Annotated in this window: 13 protein-coding genes; 4 read left to right on the forward strand and 9 right to left on the reverse strand. The window is 73.1% G+C overall.

The features are described from left to right. Positions 1 to 19 precede the first annotated feature (19 nt). On the forward strand, positions 20 to 1,930 hold the full coding sequence (locus EES41_RS31425; protein WP_123081339.1) for a copper resistance CopC/CopD family protein: 1,911 nt from the start codon (positions 20 to 22) through the stop codon (positions 1,928 to 1,930). Positions 1,931 to 1,972: 42 nt separating this feature from the next. On the opposite strand, the gene EES41_RS43240 is transcribed toward EES41_RS31425, so the two are convergent. Next, the gene (locus tag EES41_RS43240; protein WP_254211630.1) at positions 1,973 to 3,376 is read right to left on the reverse strand and encodes a DUF1775 domain-containing protein; all 1,404 of its coding nucleotides are present in this window, start codon (positions 3,374 to 3,376) and stop codon (positions 1,973 to 1,975) included. A 197-nt stretch (positions 3,377 to 3,573) separates the two neighbouring features. Then, positions 3,574 to 6,861, reverse strand: coding sequence for a bifunctional cytochrome P450/NADPH--P450 reductase (locus tag EES41_RS31435; protein ID WP_123081340.1), 3,288 nt, complete (start codon positions 6,859 to 6,861; stop codon positions 3,574 to 3,576). Positions 6,862 to 7,013: 152 nt separating this feature from the next. On the opposite strand from EES41_RS31435, the gene EES41_RS31440 reads away from it, so the two are divergent. Continuing rightward, positions 7,014 to 7,685, forward strand: coding sequence for a PAS domain-containing protein (locus EES41_RS31440; RefSeq protein WP_123081341.1), 672 nt, complete (start codon positions 7,014 to 7,016; stop codon positions 7,683 to 7,685). A gap of 28 nt (positions 7,686 to 7,713) precedes the next feature. Here EES41_RS31440 and EES41_RS31445 read toward each other — a convergent pair whose 3' ends face one another. From EES41_RS31445 to gnd, 4 genes are all read right to left on the reverse strand, one after another. Then, entirely contained in the window at positions 7,714 to 10,119 is a 2,406-nt protein-coding gene (locus EES41_RS31445) for a glycoside hydrolase family 65 protein (RefSeq protein ID WP_123081342.1), read from the reverse strand. After that, positions 10,116 to 10,859, reverse strand: a complete 744-nt coding sequence (locus EES41_RS31450; protein WP_123081343.1) for a beta-phosphoglucomutase family hydrolase — start codon at positions 10,857 to 10,859, stop codon at positions 10,116 to 10,118. Before EES41_RS31450 ends, EES41_RS31445 begins: the two co-directional genes overlap by 4 nt. A 114-nt stretch (positions 10,860 to 10,973) precedes the next feature. Beyond that, complete coding sequence (gene zwf / locus EES41_RS31455) at positions 10,974 to 12,446, reverse strand: glucose-6-phosphate dehydrogenase (RefSeq protein WP_123081344.1); 1,473 nt, start codon at positions 12,444 to 12,446, stop codon at positions 10,974 to 10,976. Between the two features lie 11 nt (positions 12,447 to 12,457). Next, a complete protein-coding gene (gene gnd, locus EES41_RS31460; RefSeq protein WP_214352515.1) occupies positions 12,458 to 13,483 on the reverse strand; it encodes a phosphogluconate dehydrogenase (NAD(+)-dependent, decarboxylating) in 1,026 nt (341 codons plus the stop codon). 254 nt (positions 13,484 to 13,737) lie between these two features. Here gnd and EES41_RS31465 point away from each other — a divergent pair, with 254 nt between their 5' ends. Further along, positions 13,738 to 14,985 carry a cytochrome P450 gene (locus tag EES41_RS31465; RefSeq protein ID WP_254211631.1) on the forward strand — a complete coding sequence of 416 codons (1,248 nt, stop codon included), beginning with the start codon at positions 13,738 to 13,740 and terminating at the stop codon, positions 14,983 to 14,985. A 140-nt stretch (positions 14,986 to 15,125) separates the two neighbouring features. After that, complete coding sequence (locus EES41_RS31470; protein ID WP_123081347.1) at positions 15,126 to 16,994, forward strand: APC family permease; 1,869 nt, start codon at positions 15,126 to 15,128, stop codon at positions 16,992 to 16,994. Positions 16,995 to 17,026: 32 nt separating this feature from the next. Here EES41_RS31470 and EES41_RS31475 read toward each other — a convergent pair whose 3' ends face one another. From EES41_RS31475 to EES41_RS31485, 3 genes are all read right to left on the reverse strand, one after another. Beyond that, positions 17,027 to 19,570 carry a sensor histidine kinase KdpD gene (locus tag EES41_RS31475; protein WP_123081348.1) on the reverse strand — a complete coding sequence of 848 codons (2,544 nt, stop codon included), beginning with the start codon at positions 19,568 to 19,570 and terminating at the stop codon, positions 17,027 to 17,029. 70 nt (positions 19,571 to 19,640) lie between these two features. Further along, positions 19,641 to 20,324, reverse strand: coding sequence for a response regulator (locus tag EES41_RS31480; RefSeq protein ID WP_123081349.1), 684 nt, complete (start codon positions 20,322 to 20,324; stop codon positions 19,641 to 19,643). Between the two features lie 127 nt (positions 20,325 to 20,451). Continuing rightward, the gene (locus EES41_RS31485) at positions 20,452 to 21,129 is read right to left on the reverse strand and encodes a potassium-transporting ATPase subunit C (protein WP_123081350.1); all 678 of its coding nucleotides are present in this window, start codon (positions 21,127 to 21,129) and stop codon (positions 20,452 to 20,454) included. Between the last annotated feature and the right edge of the window lie 3 nt (positions 21,130 to 21,132).

Below are 21,132 nucleotides of genomic sequence, written 5' to 3' on the forward strand. Positions count from 1 at the left end.
ACCCGGAGACCGCCCCTTCATGCACACTGGACCGGCTCGCGCCGTCGGGACGCCACTGACCGTCCTGGCGCTGGTGGTCGCCGTATTCGCCCTGGTTCTCGGCGGGGCGGGGGCGGCCTCCGCCCATGCCGGCCTGAGCGGCTCCGATCCCGCTGACGGCGCCGTCCTGAAGGCCGTTCCGCAGTACGTCACGCTCACCTTCACCGAGTCGGTCAGCTTCTCCGACGACTCGCTGAGAGTCCTGTCGCCGGAGAACGAGCGCGTGAACCCGCGTCCCGCGCGGCATGTGGACGGCAAGGACAACACCGCGCGGGTGGAGCTGTCCGGCAAGCTGCCGCAGGGCACCTACACGGTGGCCTGGCGGGTCGTCTCCGCCGACGGCCACCCGATCTCCGGCGCGTTCGTCTTCTCCAACGGCAAGCCCTCCGAGACCGCCGCCGTGGTGGCGACCGGCTCACCGGACGACACGGCGGTCGGCCGCCTGTACGGCGTCTTCCGCTACGTCGCCTACAGCGGTCTGGCCCTCCTCGTCGGAGCCGCCGCGTTCGTCCTCGTGTGCTGGCCCGCGGCCGCGACGATCCGTCCGGTACGCAGGCTGCTGGCACTCGGGTGGGTGGCGCTGGCGGCTTCCACGGTGGCCCTGTTGCTGCTGCGGGGCCCGTACGAGACGGCCGGCCAGCTGACTTCGGCCTTCGACCCGGCTCAGCTGGGCCGGACCGTTACCGGCAGGCCGGGCGGTGCGCTGGTCGTACGGCTCGTGCTCCTGGCGGCTGCCGCGGTGTCGCTCCGGTGGCTGGCCCGACGCACCACCGACCGTACCGGCCTCGGGGCCCGAGTCCGGCCGGCGGGCGCGCTGTTCGCCTCGGCCCTGGCGGTGACGTGGGCGGCCGCGGAACACGCCTCCGCCGGCATCCAGGTGGCGCTGGCCATGCCCGTCGCCGTTCTGCACCTGCTGGCCATGGGGGTCTGGCTGGGCGGCCTGATCACCCTGCTGCTCCTGCTCCGGCGCCGGGGATCCGACGGTCAGGAGATCCCGGCGTCCGCGATCGGCCGCTTCTCGGCGCTGGCCTTCGGCGCCGTCGCGGTTCTGGTCGCCACCGGGGTGTACCAGTCGTGGCGGCAAGTCGGCTCTTGGGAGGCGCTGTCCACCACGTCGTACGGCAAGACCCTCCTCGTGAAGATCGCCGCCGTGGTCCTGGTGCTGTGGGCGGCCTCCTTCTCCCGCCGCTGGACCGCCCGACTCGGCCACGAGGCGACGCCGGCCACGGCCACGGCCACGGTCACGCCGGCGGTGTCCGCCCCCGAGCGGGTGCGGGTCGCCCAAGGGGTGGGCGCGCCCACCTCCGCGACGGGACAGGAGCTCGGCAGCGCGGCCGAAGCACCCGTCGGGGACGGGCCGGGCGACACGACCGAGGCGCCCTCCTTCGAGGCCGACGCGTACCGGCGCGGCCTGCGGCGCATGGTGACCGTGGAAGCCGTGCTCGGCGTCGTGGTCCTGGTGATCACCACCGTGCTCACCGGCACCCAGCCCAGCCGCGCCGCCGGGGAGAGGGTCGTGACGGCCTCCGCGGCGGAGCCGCAGGCACAGGTGGTCACCGTCCCCTTCGACATGGGCACCGCCAACCACCAGGGCACGGTGCAGATCACGCTGACGCCGGGCCGCGTCGGCGAGAACACGGTCGAAGCCGTCGTCTACACCCCGGACGGCGGCCTCGCCACCGTCCCGGAGCTCCGCCTCACGCTCACCCAGGACGCGCTCGGAATCGGCCCGCTCGACGCCAAGCTCAAGAACCTGAAGGGGTACTGGGCCGCCTACGACCTGCGGCTCCCCATGCCCGGCGTGTGGACCCTGAACATCACGGTGCGCACCACCGACATCGACCAGGTCACCGTGCGCGACACCGTCCGCATCACGTCGCTGCCGAGGTAGCCGGTGCACGGCGTCCGCCGTGCACCGGCCCCGCGGGTCTCGTCAGGCGTTGCCGCGGCCCCGGCGCACCCACCAGAAGGTGCCGCCGGCGACGAGCAGGAGCACGGCGGCGATCACACCGGCGACGGCTCCCGCGCCACTGCCCGCGTCCTCGGCGCTCGCCGCCCGCGCGCTCGCGGACCCGGCGGGCGCCGAGGGCTGCGCTGCGGCAGCGGCGGGAGCGGCGGGAGCGGAGGGGGCGGCGGAGCTCGGCGTCGGGGAGGGGGCGGGGGCGATCAACTTGGCTCCCGGGGCGGCGGCCTTCAGTTCGAGCACGGGAGCCGGATTGTCGACCTTCTCGCCGTTGGCGGGCACCTCGATCCAGCGGTCGATCTTTCCGTCGCCGTAGGTCTCCAGGGTCTTGAAGGCCAGGGACTTCTCGTCGGGCAGCTGGCGCACGGTGACGCTGTACTCGGCGTCCGTGCCGGTCGCCAGAGCCGGGCCACCGATCGAGTACCCGTCCGCCGTGGCCGTCAGCTTCCAGTCCTTCGGCGCGTCCTTCAGCGTCAGGGCGTCCGGGGCGATGCCCTTCGGCAGTACCACCCGCAACTCCTTGATGCCGGCGGTGTCCGACTCTGCCTCGGAGGTGAACGACAGCGTCACGTTCTCGGCGAGCGCACGCGGGTCGGAGGCCGTGACCTCGGCGTGTGCGGCGGCCGGTCCGGCGGCCACACCCACGACCACCACGGCGCCGACGGCCGCGATGCACAGCCTGCGCACCTGGAGGCCCAGCTTGCGGAGCCGGCGGGGAGTGCGTGATGTGTTCATGATGGAGAACCCTCTCGGTACGCGGGACGGGCCTCGGCCCGCAGCCGAGGAGCCCGTCAGGATCAGGGGAACGTCTCCCGCCCATCCGTCAGGAGGCCCCCGGCGCACCACCGCGTGACAGAGCATCGTCGCCGCCGCCGGTCGCACGGCCACGCCGTCGAGCGCGAGGGGTACGGTCCGCAGGGCCGGCCGCACCCCTGGCCGGCAGCGGAGGCCGAAAGCCGTGACGGTCGCCGCGACGGCCGCCTGGACCCATCGGCCCACCGTGTCCGGCAGGCGGCTCAGCGCCCGGTCCGCGCGGTGCATGAGCAGGGCCATCACGCATGCGGCCACGCAGTGCGCCGCTGTCATGGGCCATGTGCCGTGGTGGGCCGTACGGCCGATCCCCAGCACGCTTCCGTGCGCCTCGGCGTGCTGGGGACCTGCCAACCGGGGCACGGACAGGGCCTGGTGCAGCAGCAGTTGGGCGAGCCCGGTGGCGCTGAGCACCTGCCACCCGGGCCGGCACGGGCGCGCCGCGCACCACGAGAGGGCGAGGACGACCACCGCACCGGCGGCCGCCCGCCGCCAGGACACCGGCTCCTCCGAGGCCAGGTGATGGCCGATGACCGCCAGCGTGGAGCTGATGAGCGTGAACACGGCAGCCCGCAGCCACCGTCCGCCCCACCTCGAAGGTCGCGGACACGAGCGCGTCCCCGCAGTGGCTCCGGCCATGTCGGGCCCATCATCCACCGGGGCTGGTTGCCGTGCCCCCAACTGTCAATTGCGGAGCAGTTTTCCCGGATCGCCGGCCTCGGGTCCGGTCATCCGCCCCGACCTGCCCCGCCCCGCGCCCGTCAGCCGCCCACGTAGACGTCCTCCACGTAGCGGCCTTCCGCCACCAGCTCCCGGAGCCACTCCGAGGCCGTGGACGCGTCCTTCCCGCTGTAGCGGACGTACAGTTGCCGGAAGGCCTCGCGGACGCCGGGGGCCATGCGGGAGCCGTCCCCGCAGACGTGGATGCGGGCGCCCGCCTCGGTCAGCCGCCAGACTTCCTCGCCCTCCGCCTCGATCCGGTGCTGTACGAAGCGGACCCCGCCCTCGGGCGCCAGCGAGAAGGCGGGGCGCATGGACACGGCGCCCTCGCGGTCGGCGTCCTCCAGTTCCGCCCGGTGGAGGTAGTCCACGTCCGGGTGGTCACAGCCGAAGTAGCACAGCGCGGGCGCCAGCTCGGCTCCCGCCGCACGCAGCGCGCGACGGTCGGCGATCGCCCCCCGGAAGGGCGCGAGTCCGGTACCCGCGCCGATCATGATGACCGGCGTCCGCTCGTCGTGCGGAACGCGGAAGGCCTCCCGGCACGGCTGTACCCGGGCGAGGATCGTGTCGCCGGGGCGTACCCGGTGCAGGTACGAGGAGCCCGTTCCGCGGAACACGCCGTCCCGGCCGGATCGGTGGGGGGCCTCCAGGAGCGAGATCATCAGGTCCGCCCGCTCCGGACCTGCCGACGGGGACGAGGAGATGGAGTAGTGGCGGGGCCGCAGGGGTTCCAGCAGTTCCAGCAGTACGGGCCACGGCAGCCGGCCCCGGAGCGCGGGGTGCTCCTCGACGAGGTCCACGAGGCTGCCCGGGCGGGCTCCGCCCGCTCCGCCCGCTCCGCCCGCTTCGGCGGCTCCGTCGGCCTCTGCCGCGATCCGTTCCAGCGCGGCCTTCTCCGGCGGGCACGGGTTGTGCGCCGCGAGGACGGCCGCCCGCCCGGCCGTCACCGGGGCCTGGAGCTCGACGTACCGGGTGAGCAGTTCGCGTACGGAGACGGGGCGGTCGAGCGGCAGGGCGGTCCGGCCGGGTTGGCGGGTCCGGATGTTCAGCACCGAGCCCGGGTCGACGCCCAGGACCCGGGCCGCCCGCTCCACCTGGGCGGGGTCGTTGGCCGGGAGGACGGCGAGGTGGTCGGCGGTGCGGTAGCCGACCCCCTCGGGAAGCCTGACGCGCAGGAAGCGCTTCGGCCTGCCCGCCGGGTGGCCGAGGTCGGCGAGGTCCCCGGTGTGCGTGACCGTCATCGGCTGAAGGCCGTGTCGCCGGGCCAGTGCGCCGAGCGGCCCACCCGTGACCTTGACGACGTCGTACGCCGGGCCGGGCGGTTCCTCCGCCCGGGAGGGGGCCACGGACGCCGGGTCGCCGTAGCGTTCCAGCAGCGTACGGCGCAGGGCGGCGGTGAAGCCGCGCACCGCTCCCGCGAGGTCCCCGGAGGCGTCGGCCTCGGCGCGGTCCATCAGCCGCGCCGCACCCGCCGAGGCGAGGCCGCCGTCGATGAGCGCGGGTACCTGCTGGTAGGTGGCGGCCCAGTTGCGGTCCCCGACGCCCAGGACGGCGTAGTGCACGCCTGCCGCGGCGCCGGGGCCCGCCTGCGTCAGCCAGGAGACGAACGCGGCCGCGTCGTCGGTGGGCCGTCCGTTGTACGACGCGGCGACGACGACCACCGGCCCGTCCGTCGGCAGCCCGCCGTCACGGTGGTCGTCGAGGGGCGCGACACGCGTGGCGAAGCCCAGTTCCGCCGCCGCTTCGGCCAGGTCCCGCGCGTACGCGCGGCAGGTGCCGAAGTTGGATCCGTGCAGCAGCGTCAGCGTCGTACCCGGAACGGCCCGGGTGGGGGAGGCGCCCGGGTCCGGCGCCCGGGTGTCCTCCCCGTGGCCGGCGGGGAGGACCGCCCCGACGGCCGCGCGGTTGCGGGACCGGTCGGCCGGGGTGCGCCGGCCCAGGGCCAGGGTGAACCCGTCGGGCTTGAGCGTGAGCGTCTCCTTGACGCGCAGCTCGTACCGCCCCCGGTCGACGAAGCGGTAGCGGTGCACCAGCATGCCCAGCAGCATCGTTGCCTCGTGGAGGGCGAACTGCCGCCCGATGCAGGCGCGTTCTCCGGTCCCGAACGGCTTGTACGCGTGCGGGGAGCGGGCCGCCTCCGCCTCGGCGGCGAACCGGTCCGGGTCGAACTCCTCCGGGTTGTCGCCCCACACCGGGTCGCGGTGCAGCATCGGGGTCAGCACCAGCATCCGCTGCCCCGCCCTGACCGGGTAGCGGCCGCCGATCACGGTGTCGGCGCGCGCCTCGCGTGCGAACGCGGCGGCGGTCGGCCACAGCCGCAGCGTCTCGTTGAGAACCTGGCGTACGTAGCGCAGCCTGCCGATGTCCTCGAAGGCGGGCTCGGGGTCCGGGTCGTCGCCCCACAGCGCGTCGGTCTCGGCCTGGGCCAGGTGCAGCACCGCCGGGTTCTTCAGGAGGTGGTACAGCGCGAACGAAAGGGCGCCCGAGGTCGTCTCGTGGCCCGCGATCAGGAACGTGATCACCTGGTTCCTGATGTTCGCCTCGTCGAGCACCTCGCCGGACCGGGGGTGCGGGGAGCCCAGCATCAGTCCCAGCAGATCGTCGGTCGAGGTGTCCCCCGAGGCCTTGCGCCGCTCGATCACCTCGTCGACGACGCGGGCCAGGTAGGCGGCGTCCTCGGCGAACGCCGCGTCCTCGGCGGTGTGGTCCGCGCCGGGCACCCGGCCGAGCTTGGCCTGGCTGTGGGCGAGGGCCCGGACGAGTGCCTGGACGAACGGGTGCGCCCGCTCGCGCTCGAAGGACGCGAAGTCGTAGCCGAAGCCGGACAGGCCGATGGTGTCCAGGGTCATCCGGGTCATGTCCTCGGCGACGTCGACCGGGGCCGACACAGCGGCGCCCGCCGCGAACCGGGCGTCCCAGGAGCCGATGAGCCGCTTGGCGACCCGCAGCATGTGCGGGTGGTAGGTCCGCATCGAGGTGAGGGCGAAGGCCGGGAGCAGGATGTCGTGCGCCTTGGCCCAGTTGGGCTCGTCGTTGTACGCGGTGAACAGTCCGTCGGCGGCGACCTCGCGCACGTTCTCCAGCGCCGGGCCTATGCCCTTGACGAAGCGCTGCTCGTCGGAGAGCTCCTCCACCAGCGCCGCCGAGCTGACGAACACGGTCTCCCGGTCGTGGAAGCGCTGGACGAAGACCGGACCGAGCCGGCGCGCGTGCCCCATGGCCGTCTGCAGCGGGGTGCTCGTCATCCCCGTGTCGCTCACGTCGACGACCGGCGGGTGCCCGGTGTCGTCGTCGAGGGGTCCGGCGGCGGAGCTGTGCGATTCATTCATGGCGTCTGCCTCTTCTGGTCACGTCAGGCGTGGTGTGTCCACGGTGACGCGGCCGCCGGGGCGATCGGGTACGACGACTACCTATTCTTGTAGGGGTGTTTTCCGTTCCGGGCCTTGATCGGGGGCAGCCGGCCGTGGCAGGGGGAGAGTGCGTGACACAGCCGTCGGGGGAGGCGCCGGGCGAGGCGGCGGCGGCCTGGCGATCACGTTTCGTCAGCCTGTTCGACAGGGCGCCCGTGGCACTGGCGATCAGCGACGCGTACGGCCTGATCCTCGGCGCGAACCCCGCGTTCGCCTCCGCGTGGCAGCTCCAGCCGGGAAAACTGGAAGGGCGCCTCCTCCTCGACATCCTCACTCCGACCAACGACCGTCAGCTGCGCAGACTGGACGAGGCGCTGCGCTCGCGCCGCAGGTCCCGCTACCCGGTCGAGGTGAGCTGGCAGGTCCGGGGAACGGCCCGCCACGGCCGGGTCACCGTCGAACCGGTCTCCGACCCGCAGGACGACGTCCCCCGCCTGCTGGTCTCCCTGACCGAGGAATCGGGCGCGGGCCGGCCCGAGCAGCCGCCGGAGGACCCGGCCGACGGCCTGGGCCCCCAGGAGGCGCGCATTCTGCCGCTCGTCGCGGCGGGGGCGTCGGGAGCGGCCATCGCCCGAGAGGTGGGCCTCACCGTCGACGGGGTCAACTACCACGTGACCCGCCTCTGCCGACGGCTCGGCGTCCCCAACCGCCCCGCCCTGATCGCCCGCGCCTACGTCCTGGGCCTGCTGGACCCCACGGCGTGGCCCCCGCGCGCGGCGGCGGCCGCTCCGGAGCGGCCCTGAGGCGGCGTCCGCGTGCCGTGCGGCGCCCTCAGGTGCCGGGGGCGCGGCCCTTGGGCTGGCGGGGTTCGGGGGAGTCGGGCGCGGGTGGGACGGGGAGGTCCGTCGGCGTGTCCTTGGCGAGCGCGACCCGGGCGCCGTGGTGCGTCACGGTGAGGGGCTCTCCGGACAGCAGGGTGTAGCGGGCCGTCGACCGGCCCATGTCGACGCGGATCAGCCGCTGCCGGACACGGACGTTGAAGGCCAGCCGCGTCAGTGAGGACGGCAGGCGCGGCGCGAAGCGCACCGGGGGCCATTCCTGTTCCTCGGCCCGCGGAGTCCCGGACGGCTGCTCGCCCGGGAGTCCGGCCGGGTCCGCACGGAAGCGGCGCAGCCCGCCGAGGCCCTGGACCAGGGCGATCCAGGTGCCGGCGAGCGAGGCCATGTGGAGGCCGTCCCGCGTGTTGTGTTCGAGGTCGTCCAGGTCCATCAGCGCCGCCTCGCGCGTATAGGCCCAGGCGAGGCGCAGGTGGCCGGTCTCGGCGGCGAGCACGGCCTGGCAGCAGGCGGAGAGGGAGGAGTCCCTGACCGTCAGCGGCTCGTAGTACGCGAAGTTGCGGACCTTCTCCTCGGCGGTGAACTCGTCCGGGCACGTGAGCATGGCCAGGACCAGATCCGCCTGTTTGACGACCTGCTTGCGGTACAGCTGGAAGTACGGGAAGTGCAGCAGCAGCGGGTACTGGTCCTCGGAGGTGGCGTCGAAGTCCCAGGGCTCCTGGTCGGTGAAGCCGTCGGACTGCTCGTGCACCTGCAGCCGCTCGTTGTAGGGGATGGCCGTCCGCGCGGCGGTGTTGCGCCAGTCCGCGATCTCCTCGGCGCTGACGGCGAGGTCCGGTGCCCGGTCGGGGTGGCGCGAGACGGCGTCCGCCGCGGCGAGGAGGTTCCGCCGGGCCATGGCGTTGGTGTAGAGGTTGTCGCGCGCGATGGCGCTGTACTCGTCGGGGCCGGTGACCCCGTCGATGTGGAAGACGCCGTCGGAGTCGAAGTGGCCGAGCGAGCGCCAGAGCCGGGCGGTGTGCACCAGCAGGTCGAGGCCGGGACCGCGGTAGAACTCCCGGTCACCGGTGGAGAACACGTACCGCTCGACGGCCGCGGCGATGTCGGCGTTGACGTGGAAGGCGACCGTTCCGGCGGGCCAGTAGGCGGAGCACTCGGCGCCGTTGATCGTGCGCCAGGGGAAGGCCGCTCCCTCCAGGCCGAGTTGACGGGCGCGCTCCAGCGCGCTGGGAAGCGTGGAATGCCGCCACGCGAGGGCGGAGGCGACGGTGTACGGCGCGGTGTGGGTGAGGACGGGCAGGACGAAGGACTCGGTGTCCCAGAAGGCGTGGCCGTCATAACCGGTGCCCGTGAGGCCCTTGGCTGGGATGGGGCGCCGCTCGCCGCGCGCGGAGGCCTGGTAGAGGTGGAAGAGGGCGAACCGGACGGCCTGCTGGACCTCTTCGTCGCCCTCCACCTCGACGTCGGCACTGGACCAGAACTCGTCCAGGCAGGCCCGCTGTGCGTCGAGCAGCCCCTGCCACCCGGTGGTGCGGGCGCCCGCCAGCCCGCCTTCCACCTGGTCGCGCACGGCGGGCAGGGAGCGCTCCGCCGACCAGCCGTAGGCCACGAACTTGACGAGTTCGAGCCGCTGTCCGGGCTCCAGGGTGGCGGTCACCGTCAGGCGGGCCACGTCCGGTTCGCTCTCGGCGGCCCACGCGGTGCCGGCCGGGCCGTTCACGATGTGGTCGGCCGCCACCGCGACGCGCTGCCCGCTGGTGGCCGTGCAGTGGACCAGGCGCAGCCGGGTGTCGTGCGCGTAGTGCTCCTCGGGGAGCAGCGGGCGGTCGATGACGGCGGCCATGCGCGGGTCGCCGGAGGCGGTGGGCAACTGCTCGTTGGCGACGAGCTCGGACTGCACGGCGATGGTGGCCGGACCGCCCACGGTCTCCACGCTGTACGAGATGGCCGCGACGGCCCGCTGTGCGAGGGAGACCAAGCGGTGCGAGGTCAGGCGTACCGTCCGGCCGGAGGGCGTCGTCCACTCGGCGGACCGGCTGAGGACGCCGGTACGGAAGTCCAGGACCCGTTCGTGCGAGAGGAGTTCGCCGTAGCGCAGGTCGAAGGGGTGGTCGTCGACGAGCAGCCGGATGACCTTGCCGTCGGTGACGTTGATGGCCGTCTGCCCGGACTCCGGATACCCGTACCCGGCCTCGGCGTAGGGGAGGGGGTGGCTCGCGTAGACGCTGTTGAGGTAGGAGCCCGGCAGGCCGTGGGGCTCGCCCTCGTCGAGGTTGCCGCGCCAGCCGAGATGGCCGTTGGACTGGGCGAACACGGATTCGCTCTGCGCGAGGACGCCGAGGTCGAGGGCCGTCTCCCGCAGCCGCCAGGGCTCGGTCGCGAAGTTCTCGTGGGTGATCATCCGCGGTCCAGCAGTTCGGAGAGGTCGCTGACCACGACATCGGCCCCGTGCGCGCGCAGTTCGGCCGCCTGGCCGGTGCGGTCGACGCCGACGACGAAACCGAAGCCGCCCGCCTTGCCGGCGGCCACCCCGGCCAGCGCGTCCTCGAACACCGCGGCGTCGCGCGGGTCGGTGGCGAAGAGGCTGGCGGCCGCCAGGTAGCTGTCGGGGGCGGGCTTGCCGCGCAGTCCCCGCTCGGCGACGGTGATGCCGTCGACACGGTCTTCGAAGAGGTCCTCGATGCGGGCCGCCACCAGCACGTCCCGGCAGTTGGCACTGGAGGAGACGACCGCGCGGCGCAGGCCCGCGTCGCGTACGGCGCGCACGTAGGCCACGGAGCCCTCGTAGGCCTCCACCCCCTGCTCGCGGATCGCGCGGAGCACCAGTTCGTTCTTGCGGGTGCCCAGGCCGTGGACCGTCTCCCGGTCGGGGCCGTCGCTCGCGGCGCCCTCGGGCAGCGTGATGTCACGGGAGGCGAGGAAGGTGCGTACGCCGTCCTCGCGGGGCCGGCCGTCCACGTACTCGTCGTAGTCGCGCACGGAGTCGAAGGGTACGAAGGGCGGACCGTCGCGGTCGGCCCGCTGACGCAGGTAGTCGTCGAACATCTCTTTCCAGGCGGCCGCGTGGACCTTCGCGGTCCGGGTGAGCACCCCGTCGAGGTCGAAGAGGCAGGCGCTGACGTGGTCGGGGAGTCCCAGCATGCCGTCGAGGCTAGGAGGACGCGGCGGCCGACGGGCAGTGCGGCGCCCGCGGAACGGGCGCGGTACTCCGTACGGCGCGGGGCGTGTGGCGTTCGGAGCAACGCGCCCGTCGCCTCACCGCCCGCCGGGCCGGTGCCTCTCGGGCAGGTGCCACCGGTGGGGCGCCACGAGGGAGGTGATGGCCTCGGGCCCCCAGGATCCGGGGGCGTACGGGGCGACGGGCGGCGGAGCGTCCAGCAGCGGCGCGGAGATCTCCCACAGGCGTTCGATGCCGTCGGAGCGGGTGAAGAGGGACTGGTCGCCGAGCATGGCCTGGAGGATGAGGTGCTCGTACGCCTCCAGGGCGTTCTCGGTGGTGAAGGAGCCGCGGTAGCCGAAGACCATGTCGGCCTCCGCGAGCTGCATCGTGGGCCCGGGCTCCTTGGCGAGGAAGCGGGCGGTGATGGAGCCGGGGTCGGCGAAGTCGATGACGAGTTCGTTGGCGCGGCCGTCCGCCGCCTCCCGGGCGTCCAGGGGGAACATGCCGAGCACGGGCTCGCGCAGGCCGAGGGTGACGACGTGCCGGCCCTCGGCCAGCGCCTTGCCCGAGCGCAGGTGGAAGGGGACGCCGGCCCAGCGCCAGTTGTCGATGTCGACGCGCAGCGCGACGAAGGTCTCGGTGTCCGAGGCCGGATCGACCCCCGCCTCGGCGCGGTAGCCGGTGTACTGGCCGCGTACGACGCGGGCGGGGTCCAGGGGCCGCATGCTGCGGAAGACCTTGACCTGCTCGTCCCGGAGCGACTGCGCTTCGAGGGCGACCGGCGGTTCCATCGCCAGGAATCCGAGCAGCTGGAACAGGTGGGTGACGACCATGTCGCGGAAGGTTCCGGTGCCCTCGAAGAAGTGGGCGCGGCCCTGGATGTCGATCTGCTCGGGGACGTCGATCTGTACGTGGCTGATGTGCTCGCGGTTCCAGAGCGGCTCGAAGAGGCCGTTCGCGAACCGCAGGGCGAGGATGTTGTCCACCGCCTCCTTGCCGAGGAAGTGGTCGATGCGGAACACCCGGGACTCGTCGAAGACGGCGTGGATGGCCGCGTTGAGCGCGCGGGCGGACGCGAGGTCCGTCCCGAAGGGCTTCTCGACGATGACCCGCGCGTCACGGGCCAGCCCCGTGGCCCCGAGCAGCTCGATGACGGAAGTGAACGCCACGGGCGGGACGGCGAGGTGGAACAGGCGCCGCGGGGTGCCGCCGACGGCCCGCTCGGCCTCGCCCACCGCCCTCACCAGCGGCTCGGTCGCGTCCGTGTCGGCCGAGCCGAACGACAGGGCGGCCTCGAACTCCTGCCACTCGGGGCCCTCGGGGCGCGAGCGGCCGAACTCCGCCACGGCCTGGCGCGCGTGGGCGCGGAACTCCTCGTCGCTCAGGGCCTCGGCCGCCGGGGCGGAGCCGACGATGCGGTAGCGCCGCGGCAGGAGCCCCGCCTTGGCCAGGTGGAAGAGGCCCGGCAGCAGTTTGCGCCTGGCCAGGTCACCCGTCGCGCCGAAGAGCACGACGACGTGGTCCGCGGGCTGCGGCTGGGTCTGGGAAGCTTCGGAGTTCCTGTCCATGGCGGGCCCCCTCACGCGTCCGCGCCGGGACGCTTCTCGGCATGGCCGCCGAACTCGCTGCGCATGGCGGACAGCACCTTGGCGGTGAACTCGCCGAGCCCCCTGGACTCGTAGCGCTGGTAGAGGGCGGCGCTGATCACCGGCGCGGGCACGCTCTCCTCGATGGCCGCCAGCACGGTCCAGCGCCCCTCGCCGGAGTCGGACACGCGGCCCGTGAAGTCGTCCAGCCGCGGGGAGCGGGCGAGGGCGTCGGCGGTGAGGTCGACCAGCCACGAGCCGACGACCGACCCGCGGCGCCACACCTCGGCGACCTCGGCCACGTCGATCTCGTACCGGTAGGCCTCGGGATCGGACAGGGGAGCGGTCTCGGCGTCGGCGGTACGCGAGCGCAGGCCGGCGTCGGCGTGCTCGATGATGGCGAGGCCCTCGGCGATGGCGGCCATCATCCCGTACTCCACGCCGTTGTGGACCATCTTCACGAAGTGACCGGCCCCGCTGGGCCCGCAGTGGAGGTAGCCGTGCGGCGCGGTGCCCTCGGTCCGGGTCCGGCCGGGGGTGGGCTCGGCGCTGCCGGTGCCGGGCGCGATGGTGCGGAAGAGGGGGCCGAGCCGTTCCACGGGACCCCGTTCGCCGCCGATCATGAGGCAGTAGCCGCGTTCCAGGCCCCAGACACCGCCCGAGGTGCCGCAGTCGACGTAGTGGATGCCGCGCTCGGTCAGGGCCCGGGCCCGGGTGATGTCGTCCCGGTAGTAGGAGTTGCCGCCGTCGATGACGGTGTCGTCGGGCTCCAGGAGCCCGGCCAGCCGGTCCAGGGTGTCCTGGACCACGGCCGCCGGCACCATGAGCCACACGGCGCGGGGCCGCTCCAGCCGCTCGACGAGCTCCTCCAGCGAGAAGGCCGGCGTCGCGCCCTCGGCCTCCAGCGCCCGTACGGCGTCGGGGCTGACGTCGTTGACGACGCACCGGTGGCCGTCCCGCACGAGCCGGCGCACCAGGTTGGCGCCCATCCGGCCGAGTCCGACCATTCCGAGCTGCATGGGTGCGTCCGATGTCATCGCCGTGCTCCCGTTCTCCCGTTCCCGGCCGCGGGCCGGGTCACGCGGCGCGCGCCGCGCCGCCTTCCCGCTCCGCGCCCACTGTGCCCGCCCACCACGGCCCCGGCACCCGGGGCTGCGCCACTCGGCCCTGCCGGCGTTCCCGGCAGGCGGCCGCCGGGGCGCCCGTGCATGCTGGGGAAAGCGGTGTCCGGAGTCGGCCGACGACCCGTGAGAGCGACGACGGAGGCGGAAACTTGAGCCGAGCGATGCTCCGGCAGATCATCGACTACGCCAGCCGGGCCGACCCGTACCCGCTGTACGAGGAGCTGCGCAAGACACCGGTGTTCCACGACGAGGACGGGCCGTACGTCGTCAGCACCTACTACGAGATCCAGAGCCTGCTGCACGATCCGCGCATCAGCTCCGACCCCCGCAATCTGACGCTGTCGGCGAGCGACCCGCTGGTGCGAAGCGAAGGCGACGAATCGACCCTGCCGCCGGTCTTCCTGAGGCTCGACCCGCCGGACCACGACCGGCTGCGCCGCATCACGAACCGGCCCTTCGGGCCGCCGCACTCCCCGCACCGGGTCCACGACATGCGCGGCGAGCTCGCCGGCATCGTCTCCGGCCTCATCGACGGCATCGCCGGCGCGGACTCCCCGGAACGGATCGACCTCGTCGAGCAGTTCTCCTACCCCTTCCCGGTGACGGTGATCTGCCGGCTGCTGGGCGTGCCGCACGAGGACGAGCCGCGCTTCCACGGCTGGGCGGACACCATCGCCGCCAGCCTGGACTCCGATCCGGACGCCGACCCCGCCGAGAAGTCCAAGGGCGCGGCCGACGCGCAGATCGAGCTCGGCATGTACCTGGCCGGGCTGGTCGAGGAGCGCCGCAAGAACCCGGGCGAGGACATGCTGTCCCAGCTGGCGGCCGTCGCCGAGGAACCGGACGGGTCCATGAGCACGGTGGAGATCATCAGCACCGCGGCGCTGCTGCTGATCGCGGGCCACGAGACAACGGTCAACCTGATCACCAACGGCATGCTCACCCTGCTGCGCCACCCGGAGGTGCTCCAGCGGCTGCGCGAGGACCCGCGGCTGTCCGTACCGATCGTCGAGGAACTGCTGCGGTACGAGCCGCCCGTGCAGCTGCTGCCCCGGCGCAGCACGCTCACCGACATCGAGGTGGCCGGGGTGAACATCCCCAAGGGCGCCACGGTCGCGCTGATCCTCGCCTCCGGGAACCGTGACCCCAGGCGCTTCGAGAACCCGGACCGCTTCGACCCCGACCGGGGGGACATCCAGCACCTCGGCCTGGGCAGCGGCATCCACAGCTGCTTCGGCGCCCCGCTGGCCCGCCTTGAGGCCCAGCTGGCACTGAGCGAACTGGCCCGCCGGCTGGAGAACCCCCGGCTGCTGGAGGACCCGCCCCCGTACCGCCAGAACGCGGTGCTGCGCGGCCCCCGCCACCTGCCCATCGCCTGCGACGGCATCCGCCCCTGAGCCCGCCCGATCCGGCCGGCCCGTCAGAAGTGCGTGAAGAGCGGGCCGGCGGGCGTATGGATCTCGCCAAGGAAGCTGGTCGTACCGGATTTCCCCCTGAGGCTGTCCCTCGTCCGCGCTCGATCGGAGGGACCGGCATCATGGCCACGCACACAGGAAATCCGGACACGGCCGTCAAGGAGGCCGGCGCGGAGGAGCCCCCCGATACGGGGGCCGACGCGCGTCACAAGCTCACCGCCCTCCAGGGGCTGGCCGCGCTGTCGCTCGACGCGATGGCGTCCGTGGCGTACGGGCCCGAGTCGGTCGTACTGGTGCTGGCGGCGGCCGGGGCGTACGGCATGGGGTTCACCCTGCCCGTCACCCTCGCCATCGCCGCCCTGCTGGCGGTGCTGGTGGCCTCGTACCGGCAGGTCATCGCCGCCTTCCCGGACGGCGGCGGCTCGTACGCGGTCGCCAAGCGGCACCTGGGCCGGCGGACCGGCCTGGTCGCGGCCGCCTCGCTGATCCTCGACTACGTGCTGAACGTCGCGGTGTCGGTCACCGCCGGCGTGGCCGCCCTGACCTCGGCCTTCCCGGAGTCGTACGGGCAGCGGGTATGGATCTGCCTCGGCGTCCTCGTCCTGGTCACCGCCGTGAACCTGCGGGGCGTCGTCGACTCGGCGAAGCTGTTCCTGCTGCCGACGGCCCTGTTCGTCGGCTCGATCCTCGCCATGATCACCGTCGGCCTGTTCCGGGACGGGCCGCTCAGCACGGCCTCCGCCGAGGGACACGCGCCCGTACTCGGCGAGGGCGCCACCACCGTCGGCGCGCTGCTCCTGCTGAAGGCGTTCGCGGCAGGCTGCTCCGCCCTCACCGGCGTCGAGGCCGTCGCCAACGCGGTGCCGTCCTTCCGCGCCCCCGCCGCCCGGCGCGCGCAGCGCACCGAGGTCGCGCTCGGTGCGCTGCTGGGTGTGATGCTGATCGGCCTGTCCGTCCTGATCGGCCGCTTCCACCTCCAGCCGGTCGAGGGAGTGACGGTGCTCGCCCAGCTCGCCGACGCCTCCTTCGGGCACGACCTCGCCTTCTACGTGACGCAGTTCGCGACCATGGTGCTGCTGGCGCTCGCGGCGAACACCTCCTTCGGCGGGCTGCCCGTCCTGATGAGCCTGCTGGCCCGCGACAACCACCTGCCGCACCTGTTCGCGCTCAAGGCCGACCGCCAGGTGCACCGGCACGGTGTCCTCGCGCTGGCCGCGGTGTCAGCCGCCCTGCTGGTGTTCTCCGGCGGCGACACCAACACCCTCGTCCCCCTCTTCGCGATCGGTGTCTTCGTCGGCTTCACGATCTGTCAGATCGGCATGGTCCGGCACTGGTCCGGCGAACGTCCCCCGCGCTGGCGGGCCAAGGCCGCCCTGAGCGGATGCGGGGCGCTGCTCACCGGGGTCGCGGCCGTCGTGGTCACCGCCACCAAGTTCACCGAGGGCGCGTGGCTCATCGTCCTCGCGCTGCCGCTGCTGGTCCTCGGCTTCGAGAAGGTCGAACGCACCTACACCCGGATCGGCGAACGGCTGGAGCTCGGCCGGGTCCCGCAGGCCCCGACGCGGGCCCGCTCGCTGGTCGTCGTCCCCGTCTGCGGACTGTCGAAGCTGACCTGCCGGGCGCTGACCGCCGCCCGCTCGCTGGGCGACGAGGTGCTCGCCGTCACCGTCACCCACCCCGCGCCCGAGGACCGCCGGGCGGCCGAAGCCCTGCGCCGCGACTGGGAGCTGTGGAGCCCGGGGGTCGAACTCGTCGAGGTCACCTCGCCGACCCGGGCGCTCGGCCGACCGGTCTCCGGCTACGTCCGCGAGCTCACCGCCACGAACCCGGACGCCCAGGTCACCGTACTGATCCCGGAGACCGAGCCCGCCCGCCTGTGGCAGCGGATCCTCCAGAACCAGCGCGGAGCGGTCGTCGCCCACGCCGTACGACGCGACACCGACGCCGTCATCTGCCGGCTGCGCTTCCGCATCACGGACGAGGTGACGTGAGACCGCGCTCCCGCCTCGCGGCCCTCGTGCTCTCAGGTGAGGGCGGAGGGCGGCAGTTCCCCGTTGGCGGGTGGGGTGTCGGCCGGGGTGCGGAGGGTCAGGACCATGGTGAGGCCGCCGCCGGGGGTGTCCTCGGCCGTGAGGGTGCCGCCGATGGCCTCCGTGAAGCCGCGGGCGACCGCGAGGCCGAGCCCCACGCCCGCGCCGCGGGGCGCGTCGCCGTGCCGTTGGAAGGGTTCGAAGATCCTCTCCTTGGCCTCGTCGGGGACTCCGGGCCCGCGGTCCACGACCCGGAGCTCGACGCGGTCGAGCAGGGAACTCGCGCAGACGTGGACGGGCTGGCCGTGCGGGCTGTACTTGACGGCGTTCTCGACGATGTTGGCCACGACCCGTTCGAGGAGCCCGCGGTCGACGGCGACCATCGGAAGGGTCTCCGGGATGTCGAGTTCGACGCTGTCGTCGGGCAGGCCGCCCAGCGCCATCGGGACGATCTCGTCGAGGTCGGTCTCGCGGATGAGCGGGACGACGGAGCCCGTGTTCAGCCGGGACATGTCGAGGAGGTTCCCGATGAGCGCGGCGAGGCGGTCCGCGCCCTCCTCGATGCCTTCGAGGAGACCGGCCCTGTCCTCCTCGGACCAGTCGACGTCGTCGGAGCGCAGTGAGGTGACCGAGGCCTTGATGCCGGCCAGCGGTGTGCGCAGGTCGTGGCTGACGGCGGCGAGCAGGGCCGTACGGATGCGGTTGCCCTCGGCGAGTTCCCGGGCCCGCCCGGCCTCGTCGACCAGGCGCTGGCGGTCGAGCACGACGGCTGCCTGGGCGGCGAACGCGCCGAGGACGCGGCGGTCCTCGGCGGGCAGGACCCGCCCGGAGAGGGCCAGGGCCATGTTCTCGCCGATCGGCATGTCGACGTCGGCTTCCTCGGGCCGGGTCACCGGGTGGGCGCCGACGGCGGCGGCCGTGGTCCAGGGCTCGACCTCACCGGCCCGCTCCAGGAGGGCGACGGACCGCATGGTGAAGGTCTCGCGGAGGCGTTCGAGGAGCGCGTCGAGGGAGTTCTCGCCGCGCAGGACGCTGCCCGCGAGGAAGGAGAGGATCTCGGATTCGGCGCGCAGCCGGGCGGCCTGGTGGGTGCGGCGGGCGGCCAGGTCGACGACGGAGGCCACGGACACGGCCACACCGACGAAGATCGAGATGGCGACGATGTTGCGGGGGTCGGAGACGGTGAGCCGGTGGAGCGGCGGCGTGAAGAAGTAGTTCAGCAGCAGGGAGCCGAACGCGGCCGACGCGAGCGCGGGCAGCAGTCCGCCGAGCAGCGCGGCGGCGACGGTGAAGGTGAGGAACAGCAGCATGTCGTTCGCGAGCCCGAGCTCGGGAAGGACCTGGCTGAGCAGCAGGGTGAGCAGGGCGGGGCCGGCCACACCGGTCGCCCAGCCCCAGATGATCCGGGAGCGGCCCAGCCGGGCACCGCGCGCGAGCGGCAGGCGGCGGCCCTTGGCCGCGGCGTCGTGCGTGACCATGTGGACGTCGATGTCCGGTCCGGACTCGACGGCCACGGTGGCGCTGACGCCCCGCCCGAACACGTACTGCCAGGGCTTGCGGCGGCTGACGCCGAGGACGATCTGGGTGGCGTTGACGCCGCGCGCGAACTCCAGCAGGGCGTGCGGGACGTCGTCGCCTATGACGTGGTGGAAGGTGCCGCCGAGGTCCTCGACCAGGGTGCGCTGGACGGCGAGTTCCTTGGGGGAGGCGGAGGAGAGGCCGTCGCTGCGGGCGATGTAGACGGCGAGCACCTCGCCGCCCGCGCCCTTCTCGGCGAGCCGGGCGGCGCGCCGGATCAGCGTACGGCCCTCGGGGCCGCCGGTGAGGCCGACGACGATCCGCTCCCGGGCCTGCCAGGTGGAGCGGATGCCGTGCTCGCCGCGGTACTCCTGGAGGTACTCGTCCACGCGGTCGGCGACCCACAGCAGCGCGAGCTCGCGCAGCGCGGTCAGGTTGCCGGGGCGGAAGTAGTTCGACAGGGCCGCGTCGACCTTGTCGGGCTTGTATATGTTGCCGTGCGCCATCCGGCGGCGCAGGGCCTGCGGAGACATGTCGACCAGCTCGATCTGGTCGGCGCGCCGCACCACCTCGTCCGGAACGGTCTCGCGCTGGCGCACCCCGGTGATGGTTTCCACGACGTCGCCGAGGGACTCCAGGTGCTGGATGTTGACCGTCGTGACGACGTCGATGCCGGCCTGGAGGAGCTCTTCGACGTCCTGCCAGCGCTTGGTGTTGCGCGAGCCCGGGACGTTGGTGTGCGCGAGCTCGTCCACGAGGACCACGGCCGGGCGGCGTGCGAGCGCCGCGTCCACGTCCATCTCCGTGAAGACGGTGTCCCGGTACTCGATCTCGCGCCGCGGGATCATCTCCAGGCCGTGCAGCATCACTTCGGTGCGCGGCCGGTGGTGGTGCTCGACGAAGCCGACGACGCAGTCGGTGCCGCGTTCGGTCCTGCGGTGGGCCTCGGAGAGCATCGCGTACGTCTTGCCGACGCCCGGGGCCGAGCCGAGGTAGATCCGGAGCTTTCCGCGTCTCATGTGATGCCGGCTTCTCGTTCTGCTCGATGTGCTGTGTCTGTGTTGGTGTTGGTGTTGGTGTTGGTGGCTGTCAGGGCTCGAAGCGGTAGCCCATGCCCGGTTCCGTGATCAGGTACCGGGGGTGGGAGGGATTCGCCTCCAGCTTGCGCCGCAGCTGGGCCATGTAGACCCGCAGGTAGTTGGTGTGCTCCGAGTAGGTCGGCCCCCAGACCTCCAGGAGCAGCCTGCGCTGGGAGACGAGGTGCCCGGGCTTGGCGATCAGCAGCTCCAGCAGGTGCCACTCGGTCGGGGTCAGCCGGACGGTGTGGCCACCGCGCACCACCTTCCTGGCGGCCAGGTCGATGGTGAACTCGTCGGTCGCGATCCCCGAGATCCCGGCCGGGGAAGCGGGCGCTTCCTGTCGGCGGGTGGCGGCGCGCAGGCGCGCCAGCAGCTCGTCCATGCTGAACGGCTTGGTCACGTAGTCGTCCGCGCCGGCGTCCAGGGCCCGGATCTTCTCCTCGGAGGTGTGCCGCGCGGAGAGGACCAGGATCGGGACGTGGCTCCAGCCGCGCACACCCCTGATCACCTCCACGCCGTCCATGTCCGGCAGACCGAGGTCCAGGAGGATGGCGTCCGGTGTGCGGGCCGCCGCGAGCCGGAGCGCCATGGCGCCGTCCCCGGCTTCCACGACCTCGAACTTCCTGGCCTGGAGATTGATCTTCAGCGCGCGTACGAGCTGCGGATCGTCCTCCACCACGAGCACGCGTGTCATCGGTGCGGAGCCTTCCTTTCGTCACGTGCGAGCGGCCGGAGCCGGCGGGGCGACGCCTCGGGTCACACCCGGCGGCAGCCGGGGCCCGTCGCGCTCCGCCGGCTCCGGATCCGCGCCGCGGCGGCCGTCAGCTCTTGGCCAGGGCCTTGATCGCGATGTTGAGCCCCAGGACGTTGACGCGGGGTTCGCCCATGAAGCCGAGCGTGCGGCCTTCGGTGTTCTGCTCCACGAGCTCCTCGACCTGCTTGACGTCGAGGTCGTTCCGCTCGGCGACCCGGTGGACCTGGATCTTCGCGTACTCCGGGGAGATGCTCGGGTCGAGCCCGGAGCCGGAGGAGGTGACGGCGTCGGCCGGGACGTCCCGCGGGTCCACCGTGTACGAGGCCGTGGAGTTGTCCGCGATGACCGCGGCCTTGGCGTCCTCGACCATCTTGACCAGGTCCGGGTTGTCGGCGGCCTTGTTGGTGGCGCCGGAGAGGATCAGCGCGTACCGGGTGTTGACACTGTTGGACCCGAGGCCGCCCGAGGGGCGCGGCTGGAACCACTTCAGGTCCGGCTTGGCGCTCTCCTCGGGGTCGTCCGGGTTCCGCTTGGGGAGGTCGTAGGTCTGTCCGATGAGGGAGGACCCGACGACGGCGCCGCTCTTGTCCTTGGTCTCGGAGCCGTTGGCGTTGGCGTGGAAGGCGACCTGGGCGATGCCGGTCACGGCCAGCGGGTAGAGGACGCCGCACAGGACCGTCAGGACCAGGAGTGCCCGCAGGCCCGCGCCGATCAGCCGTGCGGTGTTGCCGACAGAGTTGTTCATGGC

This window comes from Streptomyces sp. ADI95-16 (genome assembly GCF_003721495.1).
GTDB classification, from domain to species: domain Bacteria; phylum Actinomycetota; class Actinomycetes; order Streptomycetales; family Streptomycetaceae; genus Streptomyces; species Streptomyces goshikiensis.